The sequence below is a fragment of the Lysinibacillus sp. FSL L8-0126 genome, assembly GCF_038630385.1.
Classification (GTDB): domain Bacteria; phylum Bacillota; class Bacilli; order Bacillales_A; family Planococcaceae; genus Lysinibacillus; species Lysinibacillus fusiformis_D.
Genome location: NZ_CP152028.1, coordinates 3,876,908 through 3,901,925, shown reverse-complemented (window position 1 = coordinate 3,901,925; position 25,018 = coordinate 3,876,908). Strand labels below are relative to the sequence as shown.

Annotated in this window: 18 protein-coding genes, 1 pseudogene and 1 other annotated feature; of the genes and pseudogenes, 13 read left to right on the top strand and 6 right to left on the bottom strand. The window is 37.6% G+C overall.

The window, feature by feature from the left end; genetic code table 11:
- Window positions 1–388 precede the first annotated feature (388 nt).
- Both MHI34_RS18830 and proS read left to right on the top strand, forming a co-directional pair.
- Window positions 389–2,095 (top strand): GGDEF domain-containing phosphodiesterase, encoded by a 1,707-nt coding sequence (locus MHI34_RS18830; protein ID WP_271913421.1) that lies wholly within the window; start codon window positions 389–391, stop codon window positions 2,093–2,095.
- 69 nt (window positions 2,096–2,164) lie between these two features.
- Window positions 2,165–2,384 (top strand) — a binding site (T-box leader).
- 135 nt (window positions 2,385–2,519) lie between these two features.
- Window positions 2,520–3,956, top strand: coding sequence for a proline--tRNA ligase (gene proS / locus MHI34_RS18825; RefSeq protein WP_058844416.1), 1,437 nt, complete (start codon window positions 2,520–2,522; stop codon window positions 3,954–3,956).
- Window positions 3,957–3,983: 27 nt separating this feature from the next.
- Here the strand turns inward: proS and MHI34_RS18820 are convergent.
- Window positions 3,984–4,362: pseudogene (locus MHI34_RS18820) on the bottom strand (NUDIX domain-containing protein).
- Between the two features lie 180 nt (window positions 4,363–4,542).
- Here MHI34_RS18820 and MHI34_RS18815 point away from each other — a divergent pair.
- The 5 genes from MHI34_RS18815 to MHI34_RS18795 all read left to right on the top strand — a co-directional run bounded on the left by MHI34_RS18815 (window position 4,543) and on the right by MHI34_RS18795 (window position 10,943).
- Window positions 4,543–5,229 carry a diphthine--ammonia ligase gene (locus MHI34_RS18815; RefSeq protein ID WP_036126409.1) on the top strand — a complete coding sequence of 229 codons (687 nt, stop codon included), beginning with the start codon at window positions 4,543–4,545 and terminating at the stop codon, window positions 5,227–5,229.
- A 591-nt stretch (window positions 5,230–5,820) separates the two neighbouring features.
- On the top strand, window positions 5,821–6,147 hold the full coding sequence (locus MHI34_RS18810) for a metalloregulator ArsR/SmtB family transcription factor (RefSeq protein WP_080717129.1): 327 nt from the start codon (window positions 5,821–5,823) through the stop codon (window positions 6,145–6,147).
- Window positions 6,144–6,554, top strand: coding sequence for an SRPBCC domain-containing protein (locus MHI34_RS18805; protein WP_036126406.1), 411 nt, complete (start codon window positions 6,144–6,146; stop codon window positions 6,552–6,554). The genes MHI34_RS18810 and MHI34_RS18805 overlap by 4 nt, the downstream gene beginning before the upstream one ends.
- A 104-nt stretch (window positions 6,555–6,658) precedes the next feature.
- Window positions 6,659–9,826 (top strand): ATP-binding cassette domain-containing protein, encoded by a 3,168-nt coding sequence (locus tag MHI34_RS18800; protein ID WP_340808995.1) that lies wholly within the window; start codon window positions 6,659–6,661, stop codon window positions 9,824–9,826.
- 163 nt (window positions 9,827–9,989) lie between these two features.
- A complete protein-coding gene (locus tag MHI34_RS18795; protein WP_058844414.1) occupies window positions 9,990–10,943 on the top strand; it encodes a nucleoside hydrolase in 954 nt (317 codons plus the stop codon).
- 1 nt (window position 10,944) lies between these two features.
- Here MHI34_RS18795 and MHI34_RS18790 read toward each other — a convergent pair whose 3' ends face one another.
- The 3 genes from MHI34_RS18790 to MHI34_RS18780 are packed head-to-tail and all read right to left on the bottom strand — an operon-like array spanning window position 10,945 to window position 14,714.
- The gene (locus tag MHI34_RS18790) at window positions 10,945–12,069 is read right to left on the bottom strand and encodes a Ger(x)C family spore germination protein (protein ID WP_271913426.1); all 1,125 of its coding nucleotides are present in this window, start codon (window positions 12,067–12,069) and stop codon (window positions 10,945–10,947) included.
- Entirely contained in the window at window positions 12,056–13,177 is a 1,122-nt protein-coding gene (locus MHI34_RS18785) for a GerAB/ArcD/ProY family transporter (protein ID WP_036126393.1), read from the bottom strand. The genes MHI34_RS18790 and MHI34_RS18785 overlap by 14 nt, the downstream gene beginning before the upstream one ends.
- 16 nt (window positions 13,178–13,193) lie before the next feature.
- Complete coding sequence (locus MHI34_RS18780) at window positions 13,194–14,714, bottom strand: spore germination protein (RefSeq protein ID WP_101966651.1); 1,521 nt, start codon at window positions 14,712–14,714, stop codon at window positions 13,194–13,196.
- Window positions 14,715–15,177: 463 nt separating this feature from the next.
- Here MHI34_RS18780 and MHI34_RS18775 point away from each other — a divergent pair, with 463 nt between their 5' ends.
- The 4 genes from MHI34_RS18775 to MHI34_RS18760 all read left to right on the top strand — a co-directional run bounded on the left by MHI34_RS18775 (window position 15,178) and on the right by MHI34_RS18760 (window position 18,767).
- A complete protein-coding gene (locus tag MHI34_RS18775) occupies window positions 15,178–16,062 on the top strand; it encodes a GNAT family N-acetyltransferase (protein ID WP_101966652.1) in 885 nt (294 codons plus the stop codon).
- A 174-nt stretch (window positions 16,063–16,236) separates the two neighbouring features.
- On the top strand, window positions 16,237–16,779 hold the full coding sequence (locus tag MHI34_RS18770; RefSeq protein WP_101966653.1) for a glycoside hydrolase family 73 protein: 543 nt from the start codon (window positions 16,237–16,239) through the stop codon (window positions 16,777–16,779).
- Between the two features lie 12 nt (window positions 16,780–16,791).
- A complete protein-coding gene (locus tag MHI34_RS18765; protein ID WP_342503789.1) occupies window positions 16,792–17,430 on the top strand; it encodes a response regulator transcription factor in 639 nt (212 codons plus the stop codon).
- A complete protein-coding gene (locus MHI34_RS18760; protein ID WP_342503788.1) occupies window positions 17,427–18,767 on the top strand; it encodes a HAMP domain-containing sensor histidine kinase in 1,341 nt (446 codons plus the stop codon). Before MHI34_RS18765 ends, MHI34_RS18760 begins: the two co-directional genes overlap by 4 nt.
- 477 nt (window positions 18,768–19,244) lie before the next feature.
- Here MHI34_RS18760 and MHI34_RS18755 read toward each other — a convergent pair whose 3' ends face one another.
- Window positions 19,245–20,447: an MFS transporter gene (locus MHI34_RS18755; protein WP_342503787.1), complete on the bottom strand. Its 1,203-nt coding sequence runs from the start codon at window positions 20,445–20,447 to the stop codon at window positions 19,245–19,247.
- A 142-nt stretch (window positions 20,448–20,589) separates the two neighbouring features.
- Between MHI34_RS18755 and MHI34_RS18750 the strand changes: the two genes are divergently transcribed.
- Together MHI34_RS18750 and MHI34_RS18745 are read left to right on the top strand one after the other, a co-directional pair.
- Window positions 20,590–21,144: an XRE family transcriptional regulator gene (locus MHI34_RS18750; protein ID WP_036126370.1), complete on the top strand. Its 555-nt coding sequence runs from the start codon at window positions 20,590–20,592 to the stop codon at window positions 21,142–21,144.
- 562 nt (window positions 21,145–21,706) lie between these two features.
- Window positions 21,707–23,236 (top strand): DHA2 family efflux MFS transporter permease subunit, encoded by a 1,530-nt coding sequence (locus MHI34_RS18745; RefSeq protein ID WP_036126369.1) that lies wholly within the window; start codon window positions 21,707–21,709, stop codon window positions 23,234–23,236.
- A gap of 519 nt (window positions 23,237–23,755) precedes the next feature.
- Here the strand turns inward: MHI34_RS18745 and MHI34_RS18740 are convergent.
- Window positions 23,756–24,670, bottom strand: a complete 915-nt coding sequence (locus MHI34_RS18740; RefSeq protein ID WP_340834337.1) for a C40 family peptidase — start codon at window positions 24,668–24,670, stop codon at window positions 23,756–23,758.
- Window positions 24,671–25,018: the final 348 nt, after the last annotated feature.

The window sequence follows — 25,018 nt, the reverse complement described above, 5'->3', positions numbered from 1 at the left end:
GTAAAATACCTTATTACCTCTGTGGGTTCGTAAGGTATTTTTGCTTTCACAAAAAATTTACATAGCTGCATTCTCTTTATCTAGCATAATTGAAATTTGTATTTAATAGATAAATAGCCTAAAGAAAGCACTTTCAATAGTACAAAAGTATCAAAAAACTTTACGATTAGGTAAATTTAGGGTGTTTATAACCGCTATTTTTTGGCTATTTTCTCATAAATCCTCAAATAGGGCTTTAGATGTTTTTGATATTTGGGTTGAATTAACTGCTTTTCTAAGACTATAATATAATTACATAAAAAAGGGCGATATACCACAACTTTATACCTCGCTGTAAGATAAAGCAAAAGTACCAAACCCTTCATATTTTAATGAACGGAGAATGAAAATGATGAATATCACGCCTAATAGCATTAATCAAATGAACTATAGTCTAAAAGAATTACAAGATATCTTTTCCGCCATGAATAGTTCCATCATTGTAGCGATTACCGATCGTACCGGGAAAATTACGTTTGTTAATGATCATTTTTGCAAAATTTCGAAGTATACGCGTGAAGAATTATTAGGTCAAGATCACCGTTTACTTAACTCAGGCTTCCATCCTAAATCTTTCTTTAGAGAGATGTGGAGAACAATAGGTAATGGTGATATGTGGAATGGCGAGGTGTGCAATCGTGCGAAAGATGGCAGTTTATATTGGGTAAAGACAACGATTTTCCCATTCCTTGATGAAAAGGGAAAGCCTTATCAATATATCGCCATTCGCGTCGATATTACAGCGCAAAAGGACATAAAAAAAATTACCCATATTGCCTATCACGATGAATTAACAGGACTGCCAAATCGTCGTAAACTAGAACAGCGTTTAGAAAATGAATTCCATCAATCTCGACGTACAGGAGATAAATTTGCGTTATTTTTCATTGATGTGAATCGATTCAAACACATTAACGACGGGCTTGGTCATATTATCGGCGATATGTTTTTAGTGGAAATGTCGAATCGTCTACGAAATGTTGATTATACATCTAATTCATTCTATCGCCACAATAGTGATGAATTTGTCATGATTTTAAATGACGTCAGTCGCATTGACGAAATGGCCAAAGAAATCATTAATGTCTTCAATGAAAGTTTCATAGTCGATACCTATGAATTTTATGCAAGCATCAGTATCGGCATTAGTATATTCCCAGATCATGCAAACTCTGTAGAAGAATTATTGAAAAATGCGGATATTGCCATGTATGCAGCAAAATCTACGCGTGGAAATCAGTACCGTTTATACCGTGACAATATGGATGAAGCCAACGATAAATGGCTTCTATTAGAAACAAAATTACACCAAGCATTAAAACAGGACCGCTTAGAATTACATTACCAGCCTAAAATTGATTTAAAAACAGATACGGTCATTGGCATGGAAGCCTTGCTACGCTGGTATGATCCTGAATTAGGTCATATTCCACCAGATCGTTTTATTCCATTTGCAGAAGAATGTGGGCTTATTAATGATATCGGTGTTTGGGTATTACATAAAGCCTGTGCTCAAGCTCGTTTTTGGAATGAAGCACATAATTTAACATTGCGCGTAGCCGTCAATATTTCTCCGATTCATATTAGTACAAGTAGCTTTGTGGACATGGTGTGTGAAGTCATTGCAGAAACAGGCATTGACCCACACTTATTAGAAATTGAAATTACGGAAATGAGTATGCTTGATTATACGGAAGATTTAATTGATACGATCAAGCAATTACGGGCATTGGGCATTACGATTTCATTAGACGATTTCGGGACAGGCTATTCATCGTTAAACTACTTAAAAAAATTCCCTGTGGATGTCCTTAAAATTGACCGTGCCTTTGTCCGTGACATTGTGCCTGAAAAATCAGGGATTGCGATGATTTCAGCTATGATTTCCTTAGCACATGCTTTAAATCTTCAAGTAGTTGCTGAAGGTGTCGAGGAAGAAGCTGAATTGAACGTACTTCGTGAGCATGGCTGTGAGTATGTGCAGGGTTATTATTTCAGTAAGCCATTGTCTGTAGATGATTTTACAGATTTAATCGTTAATTCTGTGACAAAATAGACCAGTTATGAATTGCTATTCCTGAATGATTTTGCTAAAGTGGGATAAAGCCAAACAGTTCAGACAATATTCAATTTGATGATGTGGCCAAGTAAGTAAGAATTGTGAGACAGAAAATATAGCAATTGCTGAGAGCTATATCACCGCTTCTTTACTGAACACCTACCACGGAGATGTTATGCAAACATAACCGAGTCGTTTTCGTTACCAAACGTGAGAGGGTTTTAAGTTCTACTTAAAGCTAAATCAAGGTGGTACCACGTCTATCCAGCACAAAGACGTCCTTATTCAGAGGACAGCTTTGTGCTTTTTTCATTCAGCTTGATAGTAACAGCTCGCTGAAACAAGCTAAACGCCCTGGTAGATGGCACTGTTTTTCTTACACCAAGGCAACAATGATTTAACAAAAATTGGAGGAGATCACATGTCAAAACAATTAGAAGATTTTTCGAAATGGTATATTGAGACTATCCAAAAAGCTGATTTAATGGATTATACACCTGTTCGTGGCTGTATTGCCTTTAAACCTGATGGCTATGAGATTTGGGAGCATATTCAAGAGGAAATGGATCGTCGCTTTAAAGAGACAGGGCATCGTAATGCCTATTTCCCAATGCTTATTCCTGAATCTTTCTTCCAAAAAGAAAAGGATCATATCGAAGGATTCTCACCTGAGCTACCTTGGGTAACAGAGGCAGCAGGGGAACAATTAGAAGAACGTCTGGCACTACGTCCAACGTCTGAAACGATGATTGGCCATCTTTACTCCAATTGGATTAAAAGCTACCGTGACCTACCCGTTTTGATTAATCAATGGGCAAACGTCTTCCGTTGGGAAAAGAAAACTCTTCCTTTTATTCGCACATCTGAATTTTTATGGCAAGAAGGACATACAGCGCACGTCGATGAAGAGGATGCTCGTCAAGAAACGATGCAAATGCTTGAAATCTATAAAGAAGTTGTAGAACAAGTACTAGCAATTCCAGTTTATGACGGACAAAAAACCCCTTCTGAACGTTTTGCAGGTGCTGTCGATACGTATTCGATTGAGGCGATGATGAAAAATGGCAAGGCTGTGCAAGCTGGTACATCTCATTATTTAGGTACGAAATTTGCAGAAGCCTTTAACATTAAGTATTTAAATAAAGCGAACCAGCATGAGTATGTACACACAACATCTTGGGGTACATCTACGCGCTTAATCGGCTCGGTAATTATGGTACATGGTGATGAGCAGGGGCTTGTTTTACCTCCACGTATCGCGCCAACTCAAGTTGTTTTAATTCCAGTGGGACCATGGAAAAAGAACCCTCAAATTATGGAGCATTTAGATGAAATTTTTGTCGCTTTAAAAGCGAAGGGCATTCGCGTACGCCTTGACGATTCGGACCAATCACCAGGCTTTAAGTTTAATGAATGGGAGCTAAAAGGGGTGCCAGTTCGCATTGAATTAGGACCGCGTGATCTTGACAACAATCAAGCTCTACTTAAAGCCCGTGATGAAGAGGAAAAACGAACAATTGATTTAGCTACGATTATCACAGCCATTGAAGAAGAATTAACAACCATGCAAGCGCGCTTACTCGAAAAAGCACGTCAGTTCCGTGAAGCAAACACACATACAATGATTGATTCATTACCACAATTACAACAGCATATTGAAGCAGCCAAAGCAAACGGTACAATTCCTGGCTGGGTACTAGCTGGTTGGTGTGGAGAAGATGCATGCGAGGAAAAAGTGAAGGAAGAAACAAAATATACATCTCGTAATATGCCGTTTAATCCACCAACAACAAAAACAACATGTATTGGCTGTGGAAATGAAGCTAAACATACGGTTTGGTTTGCACAAGCCTATTAATAACGACTACAACAGCCTCCTATTTAATTAGGAGGCTGTTGTTATGAGGTGGCGATCAATTAAATCCTTTGCTTTCGGGAAGTAGTCCAATTTTAAGCTTGCGCCATCCATCATAGTGAGCCTTCCATCTGTCTGATCAGTTAAAAAGACTGCCGTTACGCCGAATACCTCATCCCCATTAGGATATTTAAAATAGTCCTGTCTCTTCATACAGCTCTCGTTTCGCTGTTTCTTCAAGGGTTTCCCCTGGCTCCATTGCTCCTCCAGGTAATCCCCACATTTCGATATCAGCACGAAATTGAAGTAGAACTTTTCTCGTCTGATTTAAGACAATTACTGTAGAACCTACTAAAATAACAGGCATTGTCCCAACTAGTTGTCTTAATTTGATAACATAATCACTCATAGCGCCCCTCCAACATAGTTAGCCAAATTTTTATTCTACTTATGATAAAATGAAGGGGTGTTATATCTTGAAAATTTCCTGAAGAAATGGGGATATAGCGATTAAAAATGATGCTACTATCTATGACTCAATTTTTTGATAAGGATGCTAACAGACTATTTTTGACAAGGAGATAAGGGAATGACAGATACAACAGGCTGGAAACAGAATGCACAAGATCGTCCATTTATTGCCTCATTTAGTGGTGGAAAGGACAGTACTTTAGCTTTATATAAAGCATCCCAGGTAGGTCAGGCTGTAGGACTGCTTGTGATGCTAGAGGAGGAAGGGAAACGTTCGAGGTCACACGGCATGCCACCTGAGCTTATCCAGGCGCAGGCTGACTCGATCGGATTGCCTGTCTTTACGGCTGCAGCTAGTTGGGCAGACTACGAAAGTGTCTTTATGCACCTTTTAGAAAAGGCAAAACAGCAGGGGGCAGAAGTGTTAGTGACAGGTGACTTAGATATGCCTGCACATGGCTGCTGGCATGATAAGGTCACAAAAAATGCTGGGTTACAGCTAGGCATGCCATTATGGGAAATGGACCATCGCGAAGCAGTCGATGAATTTATTAACTTAGGATTTATCACGATGATTGTCACGGTCAACTTATCCTTAGGCATGACTGAGGATGATTTAGGGCGAATACTTACCCCTGAATATGTATTAGAACTAGAAGCTCGTAAGATTGACCCGTGCGGGGAGGGAGGAGAATTCCATACAACCGTCATTGATGGCCCTCTTTTTCAGCAGCCAATAGCTGTGCGCAAATGTCCAATTATAAGAGATGGAGACTATGCATTTTTACCTTTAGAACTAGCGTAAATCCACAGCCTTTCTTGTGATGATCATGGTTTTTCCTTTTAATGTATATGGTCGTGTGTAATAAAATGATTACAGAGGAAAAATACATTAAATGGGGATGAATTACTATTAGTATTAAGTGCTTTGTCAAATCCTTATCGTTGAAAAATGATTGCCACTCTTCATCAAGAAAAGCAATATGTTAGCTGGCTAGCGCGAGAGTTAGGGAAGCTAAATTGATTAATGGTTATCACGAAATTTCTGAAAGTGGCAAAGCATTGAAAAAATACTGAAACAAGTTGATTAGGCAAATGAGCGTTTCTTAAATAAACGATTTCGAGTAATAGAGAAAACAATGAGTCAACATATAGGCTTACTACATACTCTGGTTTTTATGGCTCGCATAAAAAATTTAAAGAAATAGATACTAATAAATAATAATGAACGAAAAGTACAAAGGCTCTCACCTCTGTACTTTTTTTGCATTTGGCTGTTTCTTCTTTATAGGTATAGAATCCATCTCATTTTGTCCAAAATAATCATTGACTGGACACTAAATGGTGTCATATAATTAAGACACCATTTAGTGTCCTATTAGAAAGGGTGGTGGTTTTGAATAATAATCATCAAGAGCGTGACGTTTATGTAGCCATTGCTGACCCTACAAGACGAAAGTTGATTCGTTTACTGGCAGAGACAGATGAGTTACCGCTTCACGAATTAACCGCTCAATTTGACATGGGGCGTACCGCTGTTTCGAAACATTTAGCCATCCTGAAAGATGCAGGTCTTGTCGTTGCTCGCAAGGAAGGTAGAGAGACAAGGTATCGGCTGAATGCGGCCCCGTTGAAAGAAATACAGGATTGGGTATCGTTTTATGAAGGATTTTGGAAAGAAAGAATCGCTAAATTACATCTATTATTGGAGGAAAAAAAATGAAACCAGATGTATCATTAGATTTTACATTTACAAGTTCAATCGAGCAGGTTTGGCATGCTTTAACCGATTCAGATACGCTAGCAAAATGGATTTGGAATAATGACTTCCAACCAATCGTTGGGCATAAATTTCAATTTCGTGCTGAACCAAATGAATGGTGGGACGGCATTGTAGACTGTGAGGTACTTGTAGTAGAAGAGCCTCATACATTATCTTACACTTGGACAAGTGCTGGTGAAACAACGACTGTTACATGGACATTAACACAAGATTCAGATGGCACGACTCAGCTTCATCTTGATCAAAGTGGCTTTAGCGAAGAAACAAAAGCTCGTCAAGGGGCAATCGAAGGGGCAACATATGCTTGGACGAATATGAGCACACAGCTTGAAAAAGTACTAGCCTAATACAAACCAAACGATAACAAGGAGAGCGCAATTCCGTAGCAAGAATTGTGTTCTTTCATTTTCACTCAAATTTTTTAATTTTCTAGACATGGAAGGATAACTAAATGAAGATCAATCAACTAATTGCCAACAATATCAACCGTTTAGATGTCGTCTTACCAGAACATCAATCATTGGGTATAGCCGGTTTGTCTGGCTCAGGGAAAACGACATTTTGTCAAACGATTGGGGAAGAATCCAAAAAACGTCTCGTTTCTTTATTACCTAAGGCGGAGTATCAATATTTATTTCCAAACATTATGGAAACGAACTTCAGTGCCATCAAAATGGAGGATATGCCCCTCGTACTTTTTTTAGGAAAATCCTCTATCTCCAGTAACCCACGTTCAACGATTGGTACTCATACGGGTGTTTTTAAAGAAATTCGTAATCGACTGGCGGATGAATTTCAACTTTCTCCAGAGATGTTTTCCTTTAACAATGCATTAGGCTGGTGTCCTGCATGTAAAGGACGTGGCACGACGAAAAATGTAGAATGTAAAAAATGCTCAGGTAAACGCTATAGTTCTGAAGTGGAGCAACATAAAATAGCTTTATGGAATGAATCATACAGTATTTCTGATATTCACAATTTCAGTATCGAAACGATCTATTCCTTATCAAAAGAATTAAATATAAGTGAAGAGAAGCAACATATTCTTCAAAATATTATCCAGATGAATATTGGCTATTTAACATTAAATCGTATTATGGGGACATTGTCGGGCGGAGAATTAACAAGACTTTACTTAGCAGAATTCATGGCTACTAGCGAAAACACGGTCATTATTGTCGACGAAATTTCTGTTGGTCTTGACCATGACACATTACTAAAAATCTTAGAGCAAATCCAACAGTTGGGCACTAAAAACCAAATTTGGCTTATTGATCATTCAGATACGGTGCTAGATACGGCAAATAAGCACCTATTCTTTGGACCAGGGAGTGGGAAATACGGCGGTAAAATCGTGGAAGAATCTCCTCGACCACAGCCTATCTATTCAGAACGAAACCCATCAAAGCCAACATCCTTTTATCAATTCCGAGACTTATATTGCCGCAATATACAAATGGACGAAATAACCATTCCGCAAAACCGACTTATTACTTTTACTGGGGAGTCTGGCTGTGGGAAATCAACGCTTGTGAATGAGTGTATCGCTAAAGATTTTGTCAAACGCTATCCAAAGGACAAACTAGTGATGGTCGGGCAGGATCGGAATCAGTCCATTACTAGTCGATCAACTGTCGCAACTTTCCTCGATATTAAAAAGAAACTAACCAAATATAGCGAGGACATTGATGCTATTTTCCAACGCTCGATTGAAGACATTATTGATGAACTTCCTCATGAAGATATCGCCCATAAACGTTTAAGCTTACTAATTAAACTAGGGCTAGGCTATTTGACACTGGAAAGAAAAACACAATCGCTGTCGACTGGTGAATTCCAATGTGTGCATTTAGTATCGGAGTTATTTGCGAACTCCCGAAATCCACATACACTGTTTATTTTTGATGAGCCTTCTAAAGGATTATCTCAAAACATTTTAAACCAGTTTATTGATAGTGTAAGGGACATCCTTGAGGATGAAGCTATCTCTATCATCATGATTGAGCATAATACCTATATGTTAGAGAGCTCTGATTTCATTGTAGACTTTGGTAAAAGACAGCAGGAGCCTGTGACACATCTTGAGGTAGTTTGTCATGAGGACTATTATAATCAGGTTAACTATACAAAAACGGCTCCATTACAAATCGCGTCTACGCTCGCATCAAGAAATGGTATTCAATACTTAGAAGACCAACCTATAAGCTATTTTAAAAAGGCTGAAAATATTTATAAAGGTGGCATTTTAAAAAGCCTATCTTCAATGGCACGTCTCATTTACGGTGACTACGAATCCAATAAAATAGCGCCTGTTATTGCGATCGACTTGGAAAGACATTTATATAGTCAGTATAGTTTTCTGTATGAAATGGGTGGTCTGATTAATCATATTGTCGCTGCACACCCAACGAATAAGGATACAAGAAGCTTCGATTTCTATAGCCAAGACAATCATTGTCCAAGCTGTTCAGGGAGATTGGAAATTTCCAAATTCGATTTTGATCTAGTCGTACAAGATAAAAACGTGCCATTTTGGGATGGCTTATTACACCCAGATATTATGGAAGTCTTAAAATACTATCAACATGCGAAGCTGGAATTTCTTTTTGAAGAAATTAAAAATGAACTTGGTCAAGACATTAGTAAAAGTTACAATGCTATGACTGAGGAAGAAAAGCATACATTTTTATATGGGTATTGGGATAAGTCCTTTTATGATAAGGCAACAAAATCTTCGAAGAAATGGGAAGGTTTTAACTTTATCATTGGTCGCTATATCGTCATTTCAAAATCCTTTATTAAGGAGCAAATGAAGGAAACAAGAGAGATGATGCCTTGCCCAATTTGTCATGGCACTGTGCTTAACCACCAGAAAAAATTACAATTTGGGGACACAGATATTCGTGACTTGATTCGTCAACCTCTTGATGTGGTAATAAAAACTGTAGGGAACTTACCACAACTTGAAAAATTGAAAGCCATTGTAGGGGGTGACATGTCACTTCTACAAGATGTCTCCTTATTGCCAAGAGAAATACAAGTAGCGTTGAAAATGCTGGAATTAGAGCTAGCAAGCTTTGTTGGCTATGAAATGGTCCTACAAAATGCACTTCCATTCTGGGACAAAATCCAAGATTATATAAAGAACATCAGCCTAAAAAACCAAGTAACCATCTGTGATTTTGCCAATATTTACGAGACAAGAGAAAATATCATCGACCAGTATTTTACGAATGGAAAATACAAAAAATTAACGTATGTTTATGAAGCATTTGGCTATAAAAAAATTGTCACTCAAATCAATAAAGTAAAAGCTAGTCATAGTTGTCCATTCTGCAAAGGGAAAAAGGTGCTTTCAGAGGATGGATTGCATGATGGGGTCCATAAATTAACCGTTCCATGTGTCAACTGTGGTGCAAGTGGTATAAACGATGAAGGTCGCCAGCAAATTGTTGATGGCATTGATGTGGAAACGTGGCTAACTGGTACTGTCAGTGATGTAGTAATAGAAGGCTCTCATCTTGAGGCAGTTGCCAATATTCCTATTTTCAATCGCATTCGTGAGCTGAATAAACAGGAAATGATGGCGGTTTATCAGTTCTTACAGCATAATAATTAAAGCCAATATGTTAGAAAGCCCATTTGCACTGAGCAGATGGGCTACTTTCATTTGACTAGAATCACACACTAATTTTTCCAAAAACATTCAAATCTGTATCGTCTTTGAGCTTTTCATCGTACTATAGGAATAGCCAGATTGGCAGGAAAAGGGAGGATATTCTTTGGTAAAAAAAGTGCTGTTATTTGGGGATATTGGCATTGATGATACCGTAGCATTAATTTATGCCAGGCTCAATCAGGAAATAGAAATTGTTGGGTTAGTGGCAGACTACGGCAATGTATCGCGAGAAGATGCGGTATCCAATATTTATTATGTCATGAGATTGTTTAACTTCCCTCAAGGGATTCCCGTTATTTTAGGAGCAGAAGTACCTTTAACTGGTGAACAGCCGACTTACTATCCAGAAATACACGGCGAACGGGGATTAGGACCCATTATTCCAAATGATGATCATGAATTAAAAATTGAAAACTTTTTTGAAATCGTCAATATTATAGAAAGATATAAAAATGATGAACTAACAATTGTTAATATTGGGCGATTGACCTCGCTCGCAACGATGTTTATCCTCTACAAAGAGCTTATGAAACATGTCAAGGAATTTTATATTATGGGTGGAGCGTTTTGGGTTCCTGGCAATGTCACAACAGTGGCAGAGGCAAATTTTCATGGTGATCCGTTTGCGGTTAATATCGTGCTTACCTATGCAAAGAATGTCACAATCATTCCCTTGAATGCTACACAAAAGGCGATTGTCACGCCAGGTATGGTAGACTATATTGATTCATTTGGACAAACAAAAATCCTCAAGCCATTAATGGAATACTATACTCGCTTTTATCAAGAACGGGACCCCTCACTTTTAGGGAGCCCTGTGCATGATGCGTTAACGCTGATGGCTATAATGGAGCCTGACATGTTTATATATGAGTCCTATCCCGTAACTGTTGTCGATAAATTAGAAGGCCCTGCAAGAGGGCAAAGCATTGCTGAAACACGGCCTTATGAAAGTATAAACAATGGCGAGAAAAAACATCGTATTGCCTTTGATATCCAATACGAGAAATTTTTCCACCACTTTTTGACGATCATGACAGGGCAACCATTGCAGTAGCTTATTCAAAAACACCGTTCCGTAAAATCACAAAATCAACATGGACATTTACTTTCATATCTTTATACATCTTATGCCATTTTTCTTTAGTGAGTTCAGAATGTCTCACAGAGCTTCGGTATTTTTCACCGAAACCAAAAATATCGGATTCGACTTCCTGACTATGGGCAATCACTCTTGATACTTCCTTCGACAATTTTTTCTCAATCGCTTTTTCTAGTGCCGATACACTTTTTGGGTCACCTTGGTTAATATCTGGGTACACTTCTAATACTCTTGACTTGATTTTGATGTTTAGGTCAAATGTTGGTTTATCCGCATCGATTAATTGTATTTCTCTTTTCGAATGAATCGCATCAAAGGCTACTGTGATTTTGTTGGCTTTTTTTTGAAGGATCTTGGATGGAACATCTTCGTTGTCCAGTATAGTTTCATATAGTCCCACTTTGAATGTGTCTCGAACGATTTTTACGTAAAAGCTATCTTTAACTGGTAGGGTGCTGACCATTTTACTTCCTTTAAAAAGAGCGACACCACTTAACTCCACTAGCTCATCATCTCTTTTTAATATGGGCATAGCTAAATCTTTGCCAATTGAATAATAATCGTGGGCAATTTGATGAAGCGTGGACGAAATCATATATTCCTGCTTGACGTTTTGTTCGATGAGCCTAAAAATATGCTGCCCAATGTCCTCGATATTTTTGTATTCGTATTTCAGTAATGGTGCTGCTTCGCCTTCCACAACTGCCATAAAGATTCCATTGCTGACACTTGCATTTTCTAGATTTGTATCAAGATAATAACGAAGATCCTCTTTCGCAAGTTCTTCACCGAACAAAATTACCCTCATTTGACCAACCATGATTTTTTTCGAAAGCTTGCGATTGGCTTCCATTCGATTCCCTTTACTTGTATCGTTTTCTGTTGTTAGAACTTCCACATTACTTTGGAATTCAGGATTTACCTCACGTATGACGGCTGTCGTTGCAATTTTTTCTTCTTTTCCTATATCGTAGCCGACTAAAGTGGTTAATCCTACTTTATCCAAAATATTCGTTTGGGCACATCCATATAAAAAAACAATCGATAGAAGAACCAACCATTTTCCTTTAAGCTTGTTCATTCTTTTTCACCTTCTTTGATGTGAGGTTCTTCTTCAGTAGGGCGATTGGCCATAGCACAAGAGGGTAGACAAAGATCACAAAAAATGCCACTTGTCCAAACACCGTGTTGATTGTATTGATCTGTGTGCGTGTTTGAATAAGTAATGTTCCAATGAAAACAAAGAACGAAAGTATCCAGACAAAAGTCGTTCCACTTATATTGACTAATCGAATTGCTCCCCGATAGGCCGCCCATAAATACAGACAAAGATTAGGTAAAATAATCAACATCCAAAAACAAACGGCTACAAATTCAAAGCGTTCCATGAAAGGGAAGCTAATAAAGCTAAACAATGTCAAAGTTGCCCAAATTGTTTTCAGTAGTTTGCCTTCACTGTAGTAGGTGATAGACACCAGCATGACGGCTAAATAGATGACCGTTGAAGCTAATAACCCTAAATGGACAGGTTTTCTAACATTTTCCTTGTCTTTCACAAAGGGATAAATCACGTTCAAAATTTCAAAGCCAATGATGGTAAAAGTCATTGAATGGGCACCCTTTAAAATCGAGCGAAAGTCGTTTTCTAAAATAGGAAAGAGACTTTCTGCTGAGGAATACTTCAAAGGGAAGGCTAACATCGGCATAATCCATAACGATAGGATGATACTAAAAAAAGACACCCCAACAATTACTCGAAGCCCACCCGTAAAGGCATAAATAATAATGATTAATAACGTAGCAGATAGAAACCATGTCCCAATACTTGGGAAAATCCATGCTTGTATAACTTCTATATAGTTTCGCAAAACGGAAAAGAATGCTACAGAACAATAGATGACATACATAACATTTAAAAAGTTGCCAATCCATTTGCCAAAAATATCGATTTGAATTCCATATAAATCATTGGAGCCATAGATTTCTAAAGTTTTAATCATACAAAATGTGACGATATGTGTAGCAATACCAGCCAGTAGAACTGAAATCCATGCATCTTGTCTTGCATCTTGATAGATAATGCGTTGAAATCCCTGTATACCAACCCCAATTTGTGCACCGTGTACCACAAAAAAAAGCAAATAAGCATTGATCATATCTTTAGGGCTAAGTTGTATAGGTTTTGCCATTTATCTCACCTTCAGTTCAACTTTTTTCCGGTTTTACAGGCTCAGGCTCGAATTTATAATCATCTTTCGGTCTTGTTAAAGCTGGTCTTTTTGCTGTTAAGGGAATGGGCATTCTGATAATACTATCCCGCATTTCCTTCAATCTTGGTGGGTAGAAAGGAGACATATATGGTGCCCCCAAGCTTGTCTGGCGTAACAGATGAATAAGAATAAAACAAAAAGCCAGCATGATGCCGTAAAAACCCCAAAATCCTGCAAGTATAATAATGGGAAAGCGAATAAGACGAATCACATTGCCCATCATATAACTCGGTGAGGTAAATGATGCTAAAGCACTTAGTGCAATAATAATCAGTAAAATATTACTTGTTATACCTGCCTGTACAGCTGCTGTCCCGATAACGATACCGCCAACGATACCAATGGTTTGTCCAATTTTAGTTGGCAATCTGGCTCCAGCTTCTCTCAGTAATTCAATGATAATTTCCAGCAGTAAAGCTTCAAATATCGGTGGGAACGGAACCAAAGCCCTCGATTCACTTAATGGTACGAGGAAGGCTTGCGGAATTACCTCGTAATGAAAGGTCAAAGCTGCCACGTAAAAAGGTGTTAAATAAACGGACAAAAAGAAGGCAGTAAGCCGTAATAAACGAAGAAATGTGGCAATTTGCCATCTTAAATTTTGATCTTCTTGACTTTGGAAAAATTCAGTAAAGGCTTGGGGGCCAATGATGGCCATTGAGCTACCATCTACAAGAACGCCCACCTTACCATCTAAAACCGCATCACAAAATCTGTCAGGTCTTTCCGTCAGCAGCATCTGTGGGAAGACTGATAATGAATTATCATCAATCATTTCTGCTAGAACCGCACTATCGAGCAATTCATCGATCGTAAGGTCTGTAATTCGCTGGCGTAACGTCTGGATCATTTGATCATTAGCAATCCCATGCATATATAGGAGTGAAACAGACGTATTGGTGCGCGTGCCAACTTTTATTTTTTCATTGCAAAGATTCGGACTTACTATGTAGCGACGAATTAAGGAAATATTCGTTGAAAGACTCTCATTGAAACCAACCTGTGTACCAATTACTTGTGATTCATTTTCAGGAGCTGACAAAGCTCTAGATTCTCGGCTAGCAATATTGCCTAAAATCACTTGTGAGCTACCGTCTACATGAATCACAACAGATCCATTGACCATTGACGCTACAGTTTCCTTTAATAAACTGGCTTGACTAACTTCAGCAATAGAAAGGGCCATCACAATGTCCTCTGGTGTTTCATGTGGCTTGTTCTGTAAACAGGCGATAATATCATTATTCAAAGATTGATCATCAATTAAGTTATCGATATAAATAAGGGTCAAGTTTGGAGGAAGTGATTTAATAATTAAATCAGCTGGATCATTTGTTGCATTTTTGATTGATTGAATAAAATGTTCTGTTGTATGTGCAACCCTCACAAGATTTTCTTTAGGTGCCTCTTTGATGGAAGGTGGCTGTTGTTTATTGAAAGGTAGTTTAAATTTCATGATGAATTGTAGGCTCCCTTCATTGCTAACTTCTTTTATAGAATTGTCTTGAAAGGGGTATTCTATACTTATTTCCTTCATTTTCATCATCAAGTAGACAGTACTTAACAAAAAGTGGTAGTATAATAGTATTCTTAAAAACAGAAGGGAGATCAGCCGTTTATGCTAAAACTAATTATCGCAAATTAAATTCCAATGAATTTAATAAAGGGGCTATTCTATAATTTTTTGTGAATTATAGGGTTTATTTAGTATGGCCCTCTTGCGATAACGAAGAGCAGCATAATCCTGTCTGATCCATGTAAACAGAGATCATTGGTAGTTACTTAAGTGGCTAGCATTATTTTCTGTATATAACAAAGGACTTTATGAGTTTGTTCTCATAAGGTCTTTTTTCTGTTTTTAGGAGGTGAGTATTCCCACAATAATGAGCTAATAAAACATAAAATCGGAGGGAATAGACGTGATAAAATATGAGTTAGTGAGTAATTATCGTCATGATGAAAAATTGAAGGCCAGCTTTAATGATTTAGCCATCGAAACATTCGGCTTAGATTTTAGAGGCTGGTACAACAAAGGCTATTGGAATGATCGATATATTCCGTATTCTTTTGTTCAGGGAGGAAAAGTGATTGCCAATGCCTCTATTCATAAAATGTCTGTACTAATAAATGGTCAACAATTAAAAGGGATTCAAATTGGTACGGTGATGACCGATGAAAAGTATCGCCATCAAGGTTTGGCTAAGCAGTTAATGCAGCATATTCTCAAGGAATACGAAGATGCCTGTGATTTTATGTATCTTTTTGCCAATGATACGGTACTAGATTTTTATCCAAAGTTTGGCTTTACACGAATTCATGAAAGCGAATTTAGCTTAGACCTCACGGAAAAGCCTATTCCACTGAGGGAGGATGCCATCGTCCGACAGTTGACAATTGAACAGGATCTAACACTCCTTGAAAACTATGCGAAAAATCGTCATATCCTTTCAAATATTGTAGATGTTGAACAAAACGAGAGTTTATTAATGTTTTATTTCACCCTAGTATTCCAACATGCCATTTACTATTTAGAAGATTTAGCAACCATTGTGTTAATGGAGGAAGAGGACGGGATATTAAATATTTACGATATCATCTCCCAGCAGGCAATCAATGTGGAGGCTGTGTTAGCAAGCATTGTAAAACAAACAACGAAAAAGGTGGTATTTTATTTCACACCTAACTTTGCGATGGACGACATGACAACAACCATCACACCAAATGATGACGACGCCCTATTCATCCTATCGAAAAACCCACTCCTACAAGGTAACTTTATGTTCCCTTTAACATCCCATTGTTAGTCTGGACATGAGTGCTTTTAACAAAAATTCATCAAAGCAAAAATAACATGAATACTAGCTCGTACCTTCAAAGGTGCGGGCTTTTTTTAGCCATTTATGATATTTTGTCAAATGGCTGTAACATTGTTGTTTTACGATACAAGCATCACATGAATGGAATTGAGGTTAAACACTATGAAAAAAATAATCATCATCTTATTTGCAGTAATGATAAGCTTGTACGTAGCCAAACTATGTGGGCAGGACAATAACGATGAAATGAAATTTGTCGACGACATTGCGCCAATCGCTGTTGCATTACATCAACAAAACGGAGAGATATTGCCTAGTATAACAATCGCGCAGGCTATTTTAGAATCCAATTTTGGACGGAGTGAATTGGCTGTCAATGCCAATAATTTGTTTGGGATAAAGGGACGGTATCAAGGGAAGTCCATCAAAATGCCGACAATGGAATATCAAAACAATAAAAGCTATACAACCGAAGCTGAATTTCGAGCCTATCCTGATTGGAAAAGTGCATTAAAGGACCATCGTCAGCTATTATTAAATGGAACGAGCTGGAATGCCCATCAATATGATGAGGTGCTGAAGGCAACCAATTATCAAGAGGCAGCCTATGCCTTAAAAAAAAGCAATTACTCGACAGACCCTTTATATCCTGAAAAATTAATTGCGATTATCGAACAATATCATTTAGGAAAATATGATCAATAGGAGTTCTATAAAATGAATATACTCATTGCTGATGATGAATTAGATATGTTAAAGATTTTACAAAGCTATTTTCAAAGGGAGGGATTCACTGTCTTTACTGCTATAAACGGGGAGGAAGCACTTGCGATATTTTATCAACAAAAAATTGATTTAGCGATTTTAGATTGGATGATGCCTAAAATAGATGGCATTACAGTTTGTCGTGAGATGAAAAAAACACAAAAAATCAAGGTTTTAATGCTTACAGCAAGGGACACTGGTGAGGATGAATTTCAAGCGCTAGCAGATGGAGCTGATGATTATGTCCATAAACCATTTTATCCAAAGGTAATCATTATGAGGGTGAAAAAATTGCTGCACATAGAGTCTGTCCAGCAACTAAAGGAAGTATCCTTCGATATCGCTAGCAAGCGCGTTTGGCGAGCAGGGACAGAAATTGAGTTAACCAAAACAGAATTCGAGCTGTTACGCGTTTTTAGCCAGAATCGCAGACAAATCTTAACGAGAGATCAGCTCTTAGATTTAGTGTGGGGACTGGAATATGTCGGAGATCCTCGTACCGTCGATACACATATTCGACGATTACGAGAAAAAATAGGAGAGGACATTATCCAAACACATAGAGGTGTTGGCTATAGTACAAGCGAATGAAGCAAAAAATTGGCACTAAATTAACCATTTATATCACATTCGTTGTGATTGTCACGTTTACGATTTCGCTTGTCGTCAGCCAATTTTTTCTGCCTAAATATTATCTCTATCAGTTAAATAAAAAAGTAGCAGACGCTTATGAAACGTATCAGACCAAGGATGAACCTAGCCTAGTGGAACGACAATTTGATGTCACAATCATCACTGTGCCTCTTGAAGGCTCTATCGATAATCTGAACGAAAATTTAAGACTACAGCTGGCGAGAGAACAGATCGCTCTTAATAAATTTTGGGTTTCAGAAGAAGTGCTACAAGACATAGCTGGAGAAAAAATAGTAGGCAAACTGTATGATCAAGGAAAACAAAAATCGAGCTTTCTTGTGCATTATGCCAAAGAGGGAAACCAGCTTATAATGATTGGGGCCTCTATGGCTCATTTTACGGATATTGCTTCTTTTATCAATCGCTTTAATTTCGTCTTTTTAATTGCCAGTATTTTAGTAATTATCATGGTGACAGCCCTCTTATCGCGCAAGCTGACCAATCCATTAAATAAGCTACAACAAGTGGCACAGGAAATTGGCGCACTAAATTTTCAGCAGGCAAACATTCAAACAGGTGATGAAATCGAAGAATTAGCCAAAAGCATTAATAAAATGAGTCAAACACTGGAATCAGCCCAACAGCAATTAACGCAACGAAATCTGGATTTGAAGCAATTTATGGTAGGCTTAACACATGAGTTAAAGACGCCTCTTGCCTTAATCAACGTATATGCAAGTGGAATGGAAGATGGGATGGATGATGGAACCTATTTAACCGTTATTCATCAGCAAATAGATCGAATGGAAAAAATCATCACAGATATGCTTTATTTCGCTAGAACTGAAGAAAACGATTCGAAAGTATCCAGCTTTGATGTTATTCAGCTACTGCAACAAATCATTCATAGCTATCAGCCGCTGCAGGGAGATAAACAAATTTTTCTTCAATCAGAACTAACCGAATTCATGCTAAACACCGAGCAAGAGAAAGTCCATTTTATTGTAGAGAATTTGATCAGTAATGCTGTCAAATATACCTCTGGTCGTGACATATTCATCTGCTTCGATTCACATGGGAGGCTAGAAATTACGAATGATACTACACTGCCAGATATCTCTAAAATATGGCAGCCATTTTATGTAGGGGAAAGCTCTCGAAACAAGCATATTTCAGGAACTGGTCTCGGTCTCGCCACAGTGAAAAGTCTTGCTGAACAATTAGGTTACACGACTAAATCCACATTAGCCGATGGGAAAATCACCTTTACAATTGATTTTTGGCAGAGGGGATAGTGCCTTACTCTTTACAATGATGTAGAGGGGGACTATTTCCTCCAATAGAGGAGTTAGACAATGTTTTCCACGAGGATTTTCTTTACATGTAGAGGTATTTGTAACAGAGCAAAGTGGGGTAGCCATTATCTATGCTGGTTGAAACTCAATAAAAGTGGTATCTTTTTAGCAAAGGTTGCACAAATAAAATGAAGGTGTTCATCCCTCATTTTATCGATGGCTGTTGTGACTAATACTTCTTCACATTGAAAATAAGAGCGTATTCTTCTCCTAATGATGTGCTATTTTATTCATTACTACTTACTAGTAAGAAAGACAAAAAGCCACTTTAGATTGGAGTAGAGCAAGCATCACTCTTAGGGGATTAGCATCATAGATGAAGTAGCTTATCGGATGCTGACGGAACAGAAATCAAATTAACATCATCTTTCAACATGAAAAGGGGGAGGTCACATGAAGTGACTCCCCTTTTGTTTATTAGGAAAGTATACGAATAGTTGAATCGGTTTTTGTTCTCACTTTTAACGTTAGCAGCATGAGAACAAACATTACCACTAATAGGGCGAAAAGGGCAACGTCAAATGTATTAGTGACATCTTTTATGACCCCAACAAGCATCGGAATAATTCCACTAATAATATAGCCACCAAATTGAATCATGGCTGTCCATTCGCTTGCAGCTTTTGGTGTAGTCGTTGCATCTAAAGGCAGAATCATAGCTAATGGGAATAAACCACCAGCACCTATCCCCGTTAATGCGGCACAGAGAATTGGGGAAGTCCCGCCAATTATTAATAATAGGATGCCGATAAAGGAGCTGAAAGCACATAGTAGCATCCAAGGTTTTCTCTTCACACTATTATTAATGATAATTGGAATAATAAAGCTACAAATCATTTGCATAACAGAAAAAATAGTAACCGTTGTTGCGGCATATGCATCACTATAACCCATGTCCTGTACTTTTGGCGCAAGCCATGTTGCCAAGGAATAATAAACACCCGATTGTAAACCAAACATCACCATCAAAAGCCAAACATAACGATTTCCCCAAGGTAGTCGGCTTTTTTGACTGACAGCTTGCTCTGCTATGTTTTGTGATTGATGTGATTTTTTTATAATAGGAATCCAAACGATGATTCCTACTAGTGCAAACAAAGACCAGATCGCTAAAGCGATGTTCCAAGATTGGTGAAAAGCATGCATAACAGGCACGACTAAGCCAGCACTTAAAGATGCACCAATCCCCATGCCAGCTGAATAAACACCAATCATCGAGGATGAGGATTTAGGAAAATGCTTTTTAATATAACCAGAAATTAGTGGACCTGTAATGGCAATGCCTATTCCGCTAAAGACAGCTGTCAATAATAAAAGAAAAGGGAAAGTCGCTACTAAACGTAATGCAGTTGATACGCCAATTAATAAAATCGATAACGCAATCGTCAGCTCAATGCCCCACCGTGCACTTAACTTTCCAGCCAGTGGTGCAAAAAGCCCCATACAAAAAACGGGTAAAGCCGTTAGTAAACTGACGACAACACTCGACATCTGTAAATCGGCCTGGATATTTTTCAGCACGGGTGAGATGGATGTAATGGAAGCTCGTAGATTCATAGAGAGTATGAATAAAGAAAAAACGCTCCAAATAATATATAGATTTTTTGATTTTGCTATCATTGAAAGCACACCTCTTTTTGTCAATATAGATGATTATTTGATATACTATAATTAACTTTTTATTTTAAAAATAAACTATAATTTATCGACTTGTATACTATAATATACTTAATATACAAAGTCAATGAAAGGGGTGCGCATAATGAATGAGGAAAATATTGACTTATCTGGTCAAGTCGGGGTTAATCTAAGAGAAATTCGAAAAAACAAAAGGATGAGTTTAGAGGAGCTAGCGAATGTCAGCAATGTTAGTAAATTGACATTAGGGAAAATTGAAAGAGGGGAAACAAATCCAACCGTCAATATCCTTTGGAAAATATGTAGAGGACTCAATATTCCACTCGTTTCTTTATTAACATTTGAAGAACATACAGAAGTCCATCGATTCGGCTCGGAGTATCAATTTGCAGGACATAATAACGACTGGTTTGTCGAACCATTATTTAAAACACATGGATCAGAGTGGTATAGAGGCTGTATCGAGCCAAATAGTAAGTACAGTGAATGTCACTTAGCAGGGTCTGAAGAAATTGTACTTGTGTTAAATGGACAATTAGAACTGAAGGTCGGAGAAAAATGCCATCAGTTAAACCAATGGGATGTCATTAAATTTAAAGGTGAAGAACTTCACACTTACATCAATCGCTCAAATGAAAAAGTACATTTAATGCTGTCGTTAACGTATACAACGCCCTAATTATCCCACAAAAACTAGGCAGAAACCTGACTCTAAAAAGGTTGATGTAAAAAATAGAAAGAACACACTTTTAATAAAGAGGTTATACAAATACACAACAAGTATCATTAATTTTCTCAGTTATACCTGTTCTAAAGCAACCCCTTATCAGTATCGCCACAACCATTTACGAATGAACGGGGGAAGGCTTAATAAAAATATTATAATGAAAAAAGTCGCATTCCTATAGTTTAGGAATCGACTTTTTTGTGAAAATAATTATGTAAAACACATTGAAATAAAGCATGTCTTATGATAAATTTATATAGATAGACATTGTATATTTATTATACAGCGCATTATCCCTATTTTAATTATATAATACATTCTATTCTTTCGTCAACACTTTTAATAGTCTTTTTTTTGAGGGGTGGTTTTGATGAAGTCAACAGGGGCAAAACAGCAGATTGGGGGAAAAATGAACGAAGCAGTTCAAATCTTTTAAGGACTTAAAGGTAATCGAAAGGCTTCCTAAACATGTGAATGAAATTGAAAAAGATAAAGAAAGTAGGACTGATACTATATGTCAGAGAAAACCATTTCAGTTGAGACAAAAACGCCATACGGCATGATTGCCATTTTATTTATTGGGGCTTTTGTTGCTATATTAAATGAAACTTTACTAAACATTGCGCTTCCAGCCATTATGATTGAATTCGATGTGAATGCAACGGCAGTACAGTGGCTTTCAACAGGTTATATGTTAATTAACGGTATTTTAATTCCCGCCAGCGCGTTCTTCATTCAACGCTTTACGGATAAAAAATTATTTATTACCGCGATGGCCTTGTTCACATTGGGTACATTTTTAGCTAGTATTGCACCTGCATTTGGTGTGTTACTAGGGGCGCGAATGATTCAAGCTGCAGGATCAGCGATTATGATGCCTCTATTAATGAATGTTATGCTGACTGCATTTCCGGTCGAAAAACGAGGCGCTGCAATGGGGATGTTCGGTCTCGTAATGATTACAGCTCCAGCTATTGGACCGACTCTTTCGGGGTGGCTAATTGAGCATTACAGTTGGAGAATGTTATTTGATCTTGTACTACCAATTGCCATTCTAACATTAATTTTCGCAGCCTTTAAATTAAAGAATGTGACGCCACAACGTCCTATTAAGCTCGATGTAATTTCACTTATTTTATCAAGTATTGGATTTGGTGGCTTGCTTTATGGCTTTAGTTCTGCTGGAGAAAAAGGATGGGATAATGCCCTTGTATACGGAACGATCATTATTGGAACGCTCGCTTTAATTACCTTTATCCTTCGTCAGCTACGACTGGAGGAACCAATGCTTGAGTTTCGTATTTTCAAATATCCAATGTTTGCCTTATCATCAGCCATCTCCATTGTCATTTCGGTGGCAATGTTTTCAGCTATGATTTTAATGCCGATTTACGTTCAAACAATCCGTGGTATTTCACCAATGGATTCAGGTCTACTCATGCTACCTGGTGCGATTGTGATGGGGATCATGTCACCTATTACAGGGAAGCTTTTTGATAAATATGGGGCAAGAAGCTTGGCCGTATTTGGCTTGATTATCACCATTGTGACGACGTATTACTTTAGCAAAATTAGTATGGATACGGCTTATTCTACACTAGTGGTGCTGTATACATTACGTATGTTTGGGATGTCCATGGTAATGATGCCAGTAATGACAAATGGTTTGAATCAGCTACCAGCGCATAATAATCCACATGGAACAGCGATGAACAACACATTACAACAAGTTTCAGGCGCAATAGGTTCAGCAGTATTGATTACGATTATGAACAATAAAACAACTGTCAAAGCAGAGGAATTAGCTGCAAGTGCGATGAACAATATGAGTGCTAATGCAACTCAAACAACGTCACAGTCTGCTGCGGAATTAAAGCAACAATTGATGAACGAAGCCATGCTACATGGTATAACTTATACTTTCTTCCTGTCAACATTGATTGCAGCGATTGCACTCGTCCTTGCCTTCTTTATTAAGCGAGTTAAACCTAGTCATGAAAATCATGCTAGTGGGGAAGTTAATGAAAAAATAGTGGAAGAATAAATAAACGGGCGTTGCTAAGCTTGAGCAACGCCCGTTTTTATTTGGATAAAGGGGATTTATAAAAAAAATTATCGATACAACTCAATAATTTGGCTGGCTATCTATTCAGAGCTAAAATGACTCCCATCTTTGAGCAACTCCTAGTACAGAAGAAGCAAGAATATCCATTGATAATGTTATTTCTTTAGGATTCGCAAACTCTCTCTATCACGATCAAGTCTGGTAACATCATATAAACTTTTCTTTTGAAGCAAGGGTGTCAATCTGCAAAGTCAGCGTTATTTTTACCGACAAATCGTTGGAAATATCGTACACTACTTGTTTTAATAGATCGTTCATATCTATAAAATGCAAATAAAAAGTGGCTCGATTTAGCTCTGTACGTTCGGCTAATATAGCGTTTATCTTAATCTATTTATATAATTTTGATGTGAATATAATTAGTGCGGCTTTGGAGGTGGGGAGCTACAGAACAAAAAAGGCGTCTCATCCATAGATGAAACACCTCTTTGAAGTTAGTTATTGAGCTAATCGTTGGATAAAAGCATCTAATTGTACGAGTGTAACATTGTCATTCACCCCAAATACATTGTCACCTTTACCAACTGTAACTTTATTGGAAGCGAGGATGGATACATAATTGTTTGCCCAATGCGCACTTGGAACATCGACAAATTGTTCTGCCGCTCCTTGTTGTTTTAAATGAAATGCTTCCACTAAAACTTTCGATAATTGACCGCGTGTCATAGGAGAACCTGGATTGAATTTGCCATTTTCATCCCCCGTAAAAACGCCGATTTTTTTAAGTGCCTCAGCAGCACCCGCATATTTAGACGATGGTTTTACATCAGGAAAACTTGAATTGGTGCTACTAGTATCTAATTGTAATTGCTTAGCCAGTTTAAGAGCTACTTCTCCACGTGAAGCATAAACGCTAAAGTCGATTTCAGCATCTTTTACTTCTCCAAACTCATTTTCAGTGAAGTTCGCCACGCGTTTTGCCCCTACGTAACGAGATCCCCAGTAATAAGGGTCATTGATGTTATCAATTTTAACACCAGAACTTGTAGTAGCTGAAATAAAACTGCTGTCACCTATGTATATGCCGACATGGGAGATACCACTTCCCGAAGTATTAAAAAATACTAGGTCACCAGTCTTCAATTGATCTTTAGCAATCGAAGTACCTTGCTGATATTGAGCTTTGGATGTACGTTCTAGTGAAATCCCTAGCTTTGAAAAAACAATTTGTGTAAATGCAGAGCAATCCACACCTGTCTTAATATTTGTGCCCCCGTATTGATAAGGAACACCTATATATGCTTTTGCTGTATTTGTTATATCTGCTATTGTTGCCGCTTTCGCTTCATGAACACCTATGCCTGTGAAGAACATAAATGAGGCGAAAATGGGTAGTAACCATTTTTTCTTCAATTAAATCTTACTCCTTTCAAAAAACTTTCGCTTTTGAACTAAAGTAAGAATAGCATGAAAGAGACAAGCGTTATTTTTCAATAATATTACCGATTACCCCTAAACAGCTAAATTGAAACCTTAATTTTAACTGTGTAAAACTTCTGCAATAATCACGGGTAATTTTACCAAAAATATATGAAATTATTGGATGTGTAGGGATATAAGTGCTATTTTATATATTTCATCTATATTAAAAAACCAAAAACCATTGAACAAAATATAAAAACATAGAATTATGACAAATGATTTGGGAAGAATTAGTCGATAATCAAGAGGTGAAAATTCCATTCAAAGAGAGGGACATCA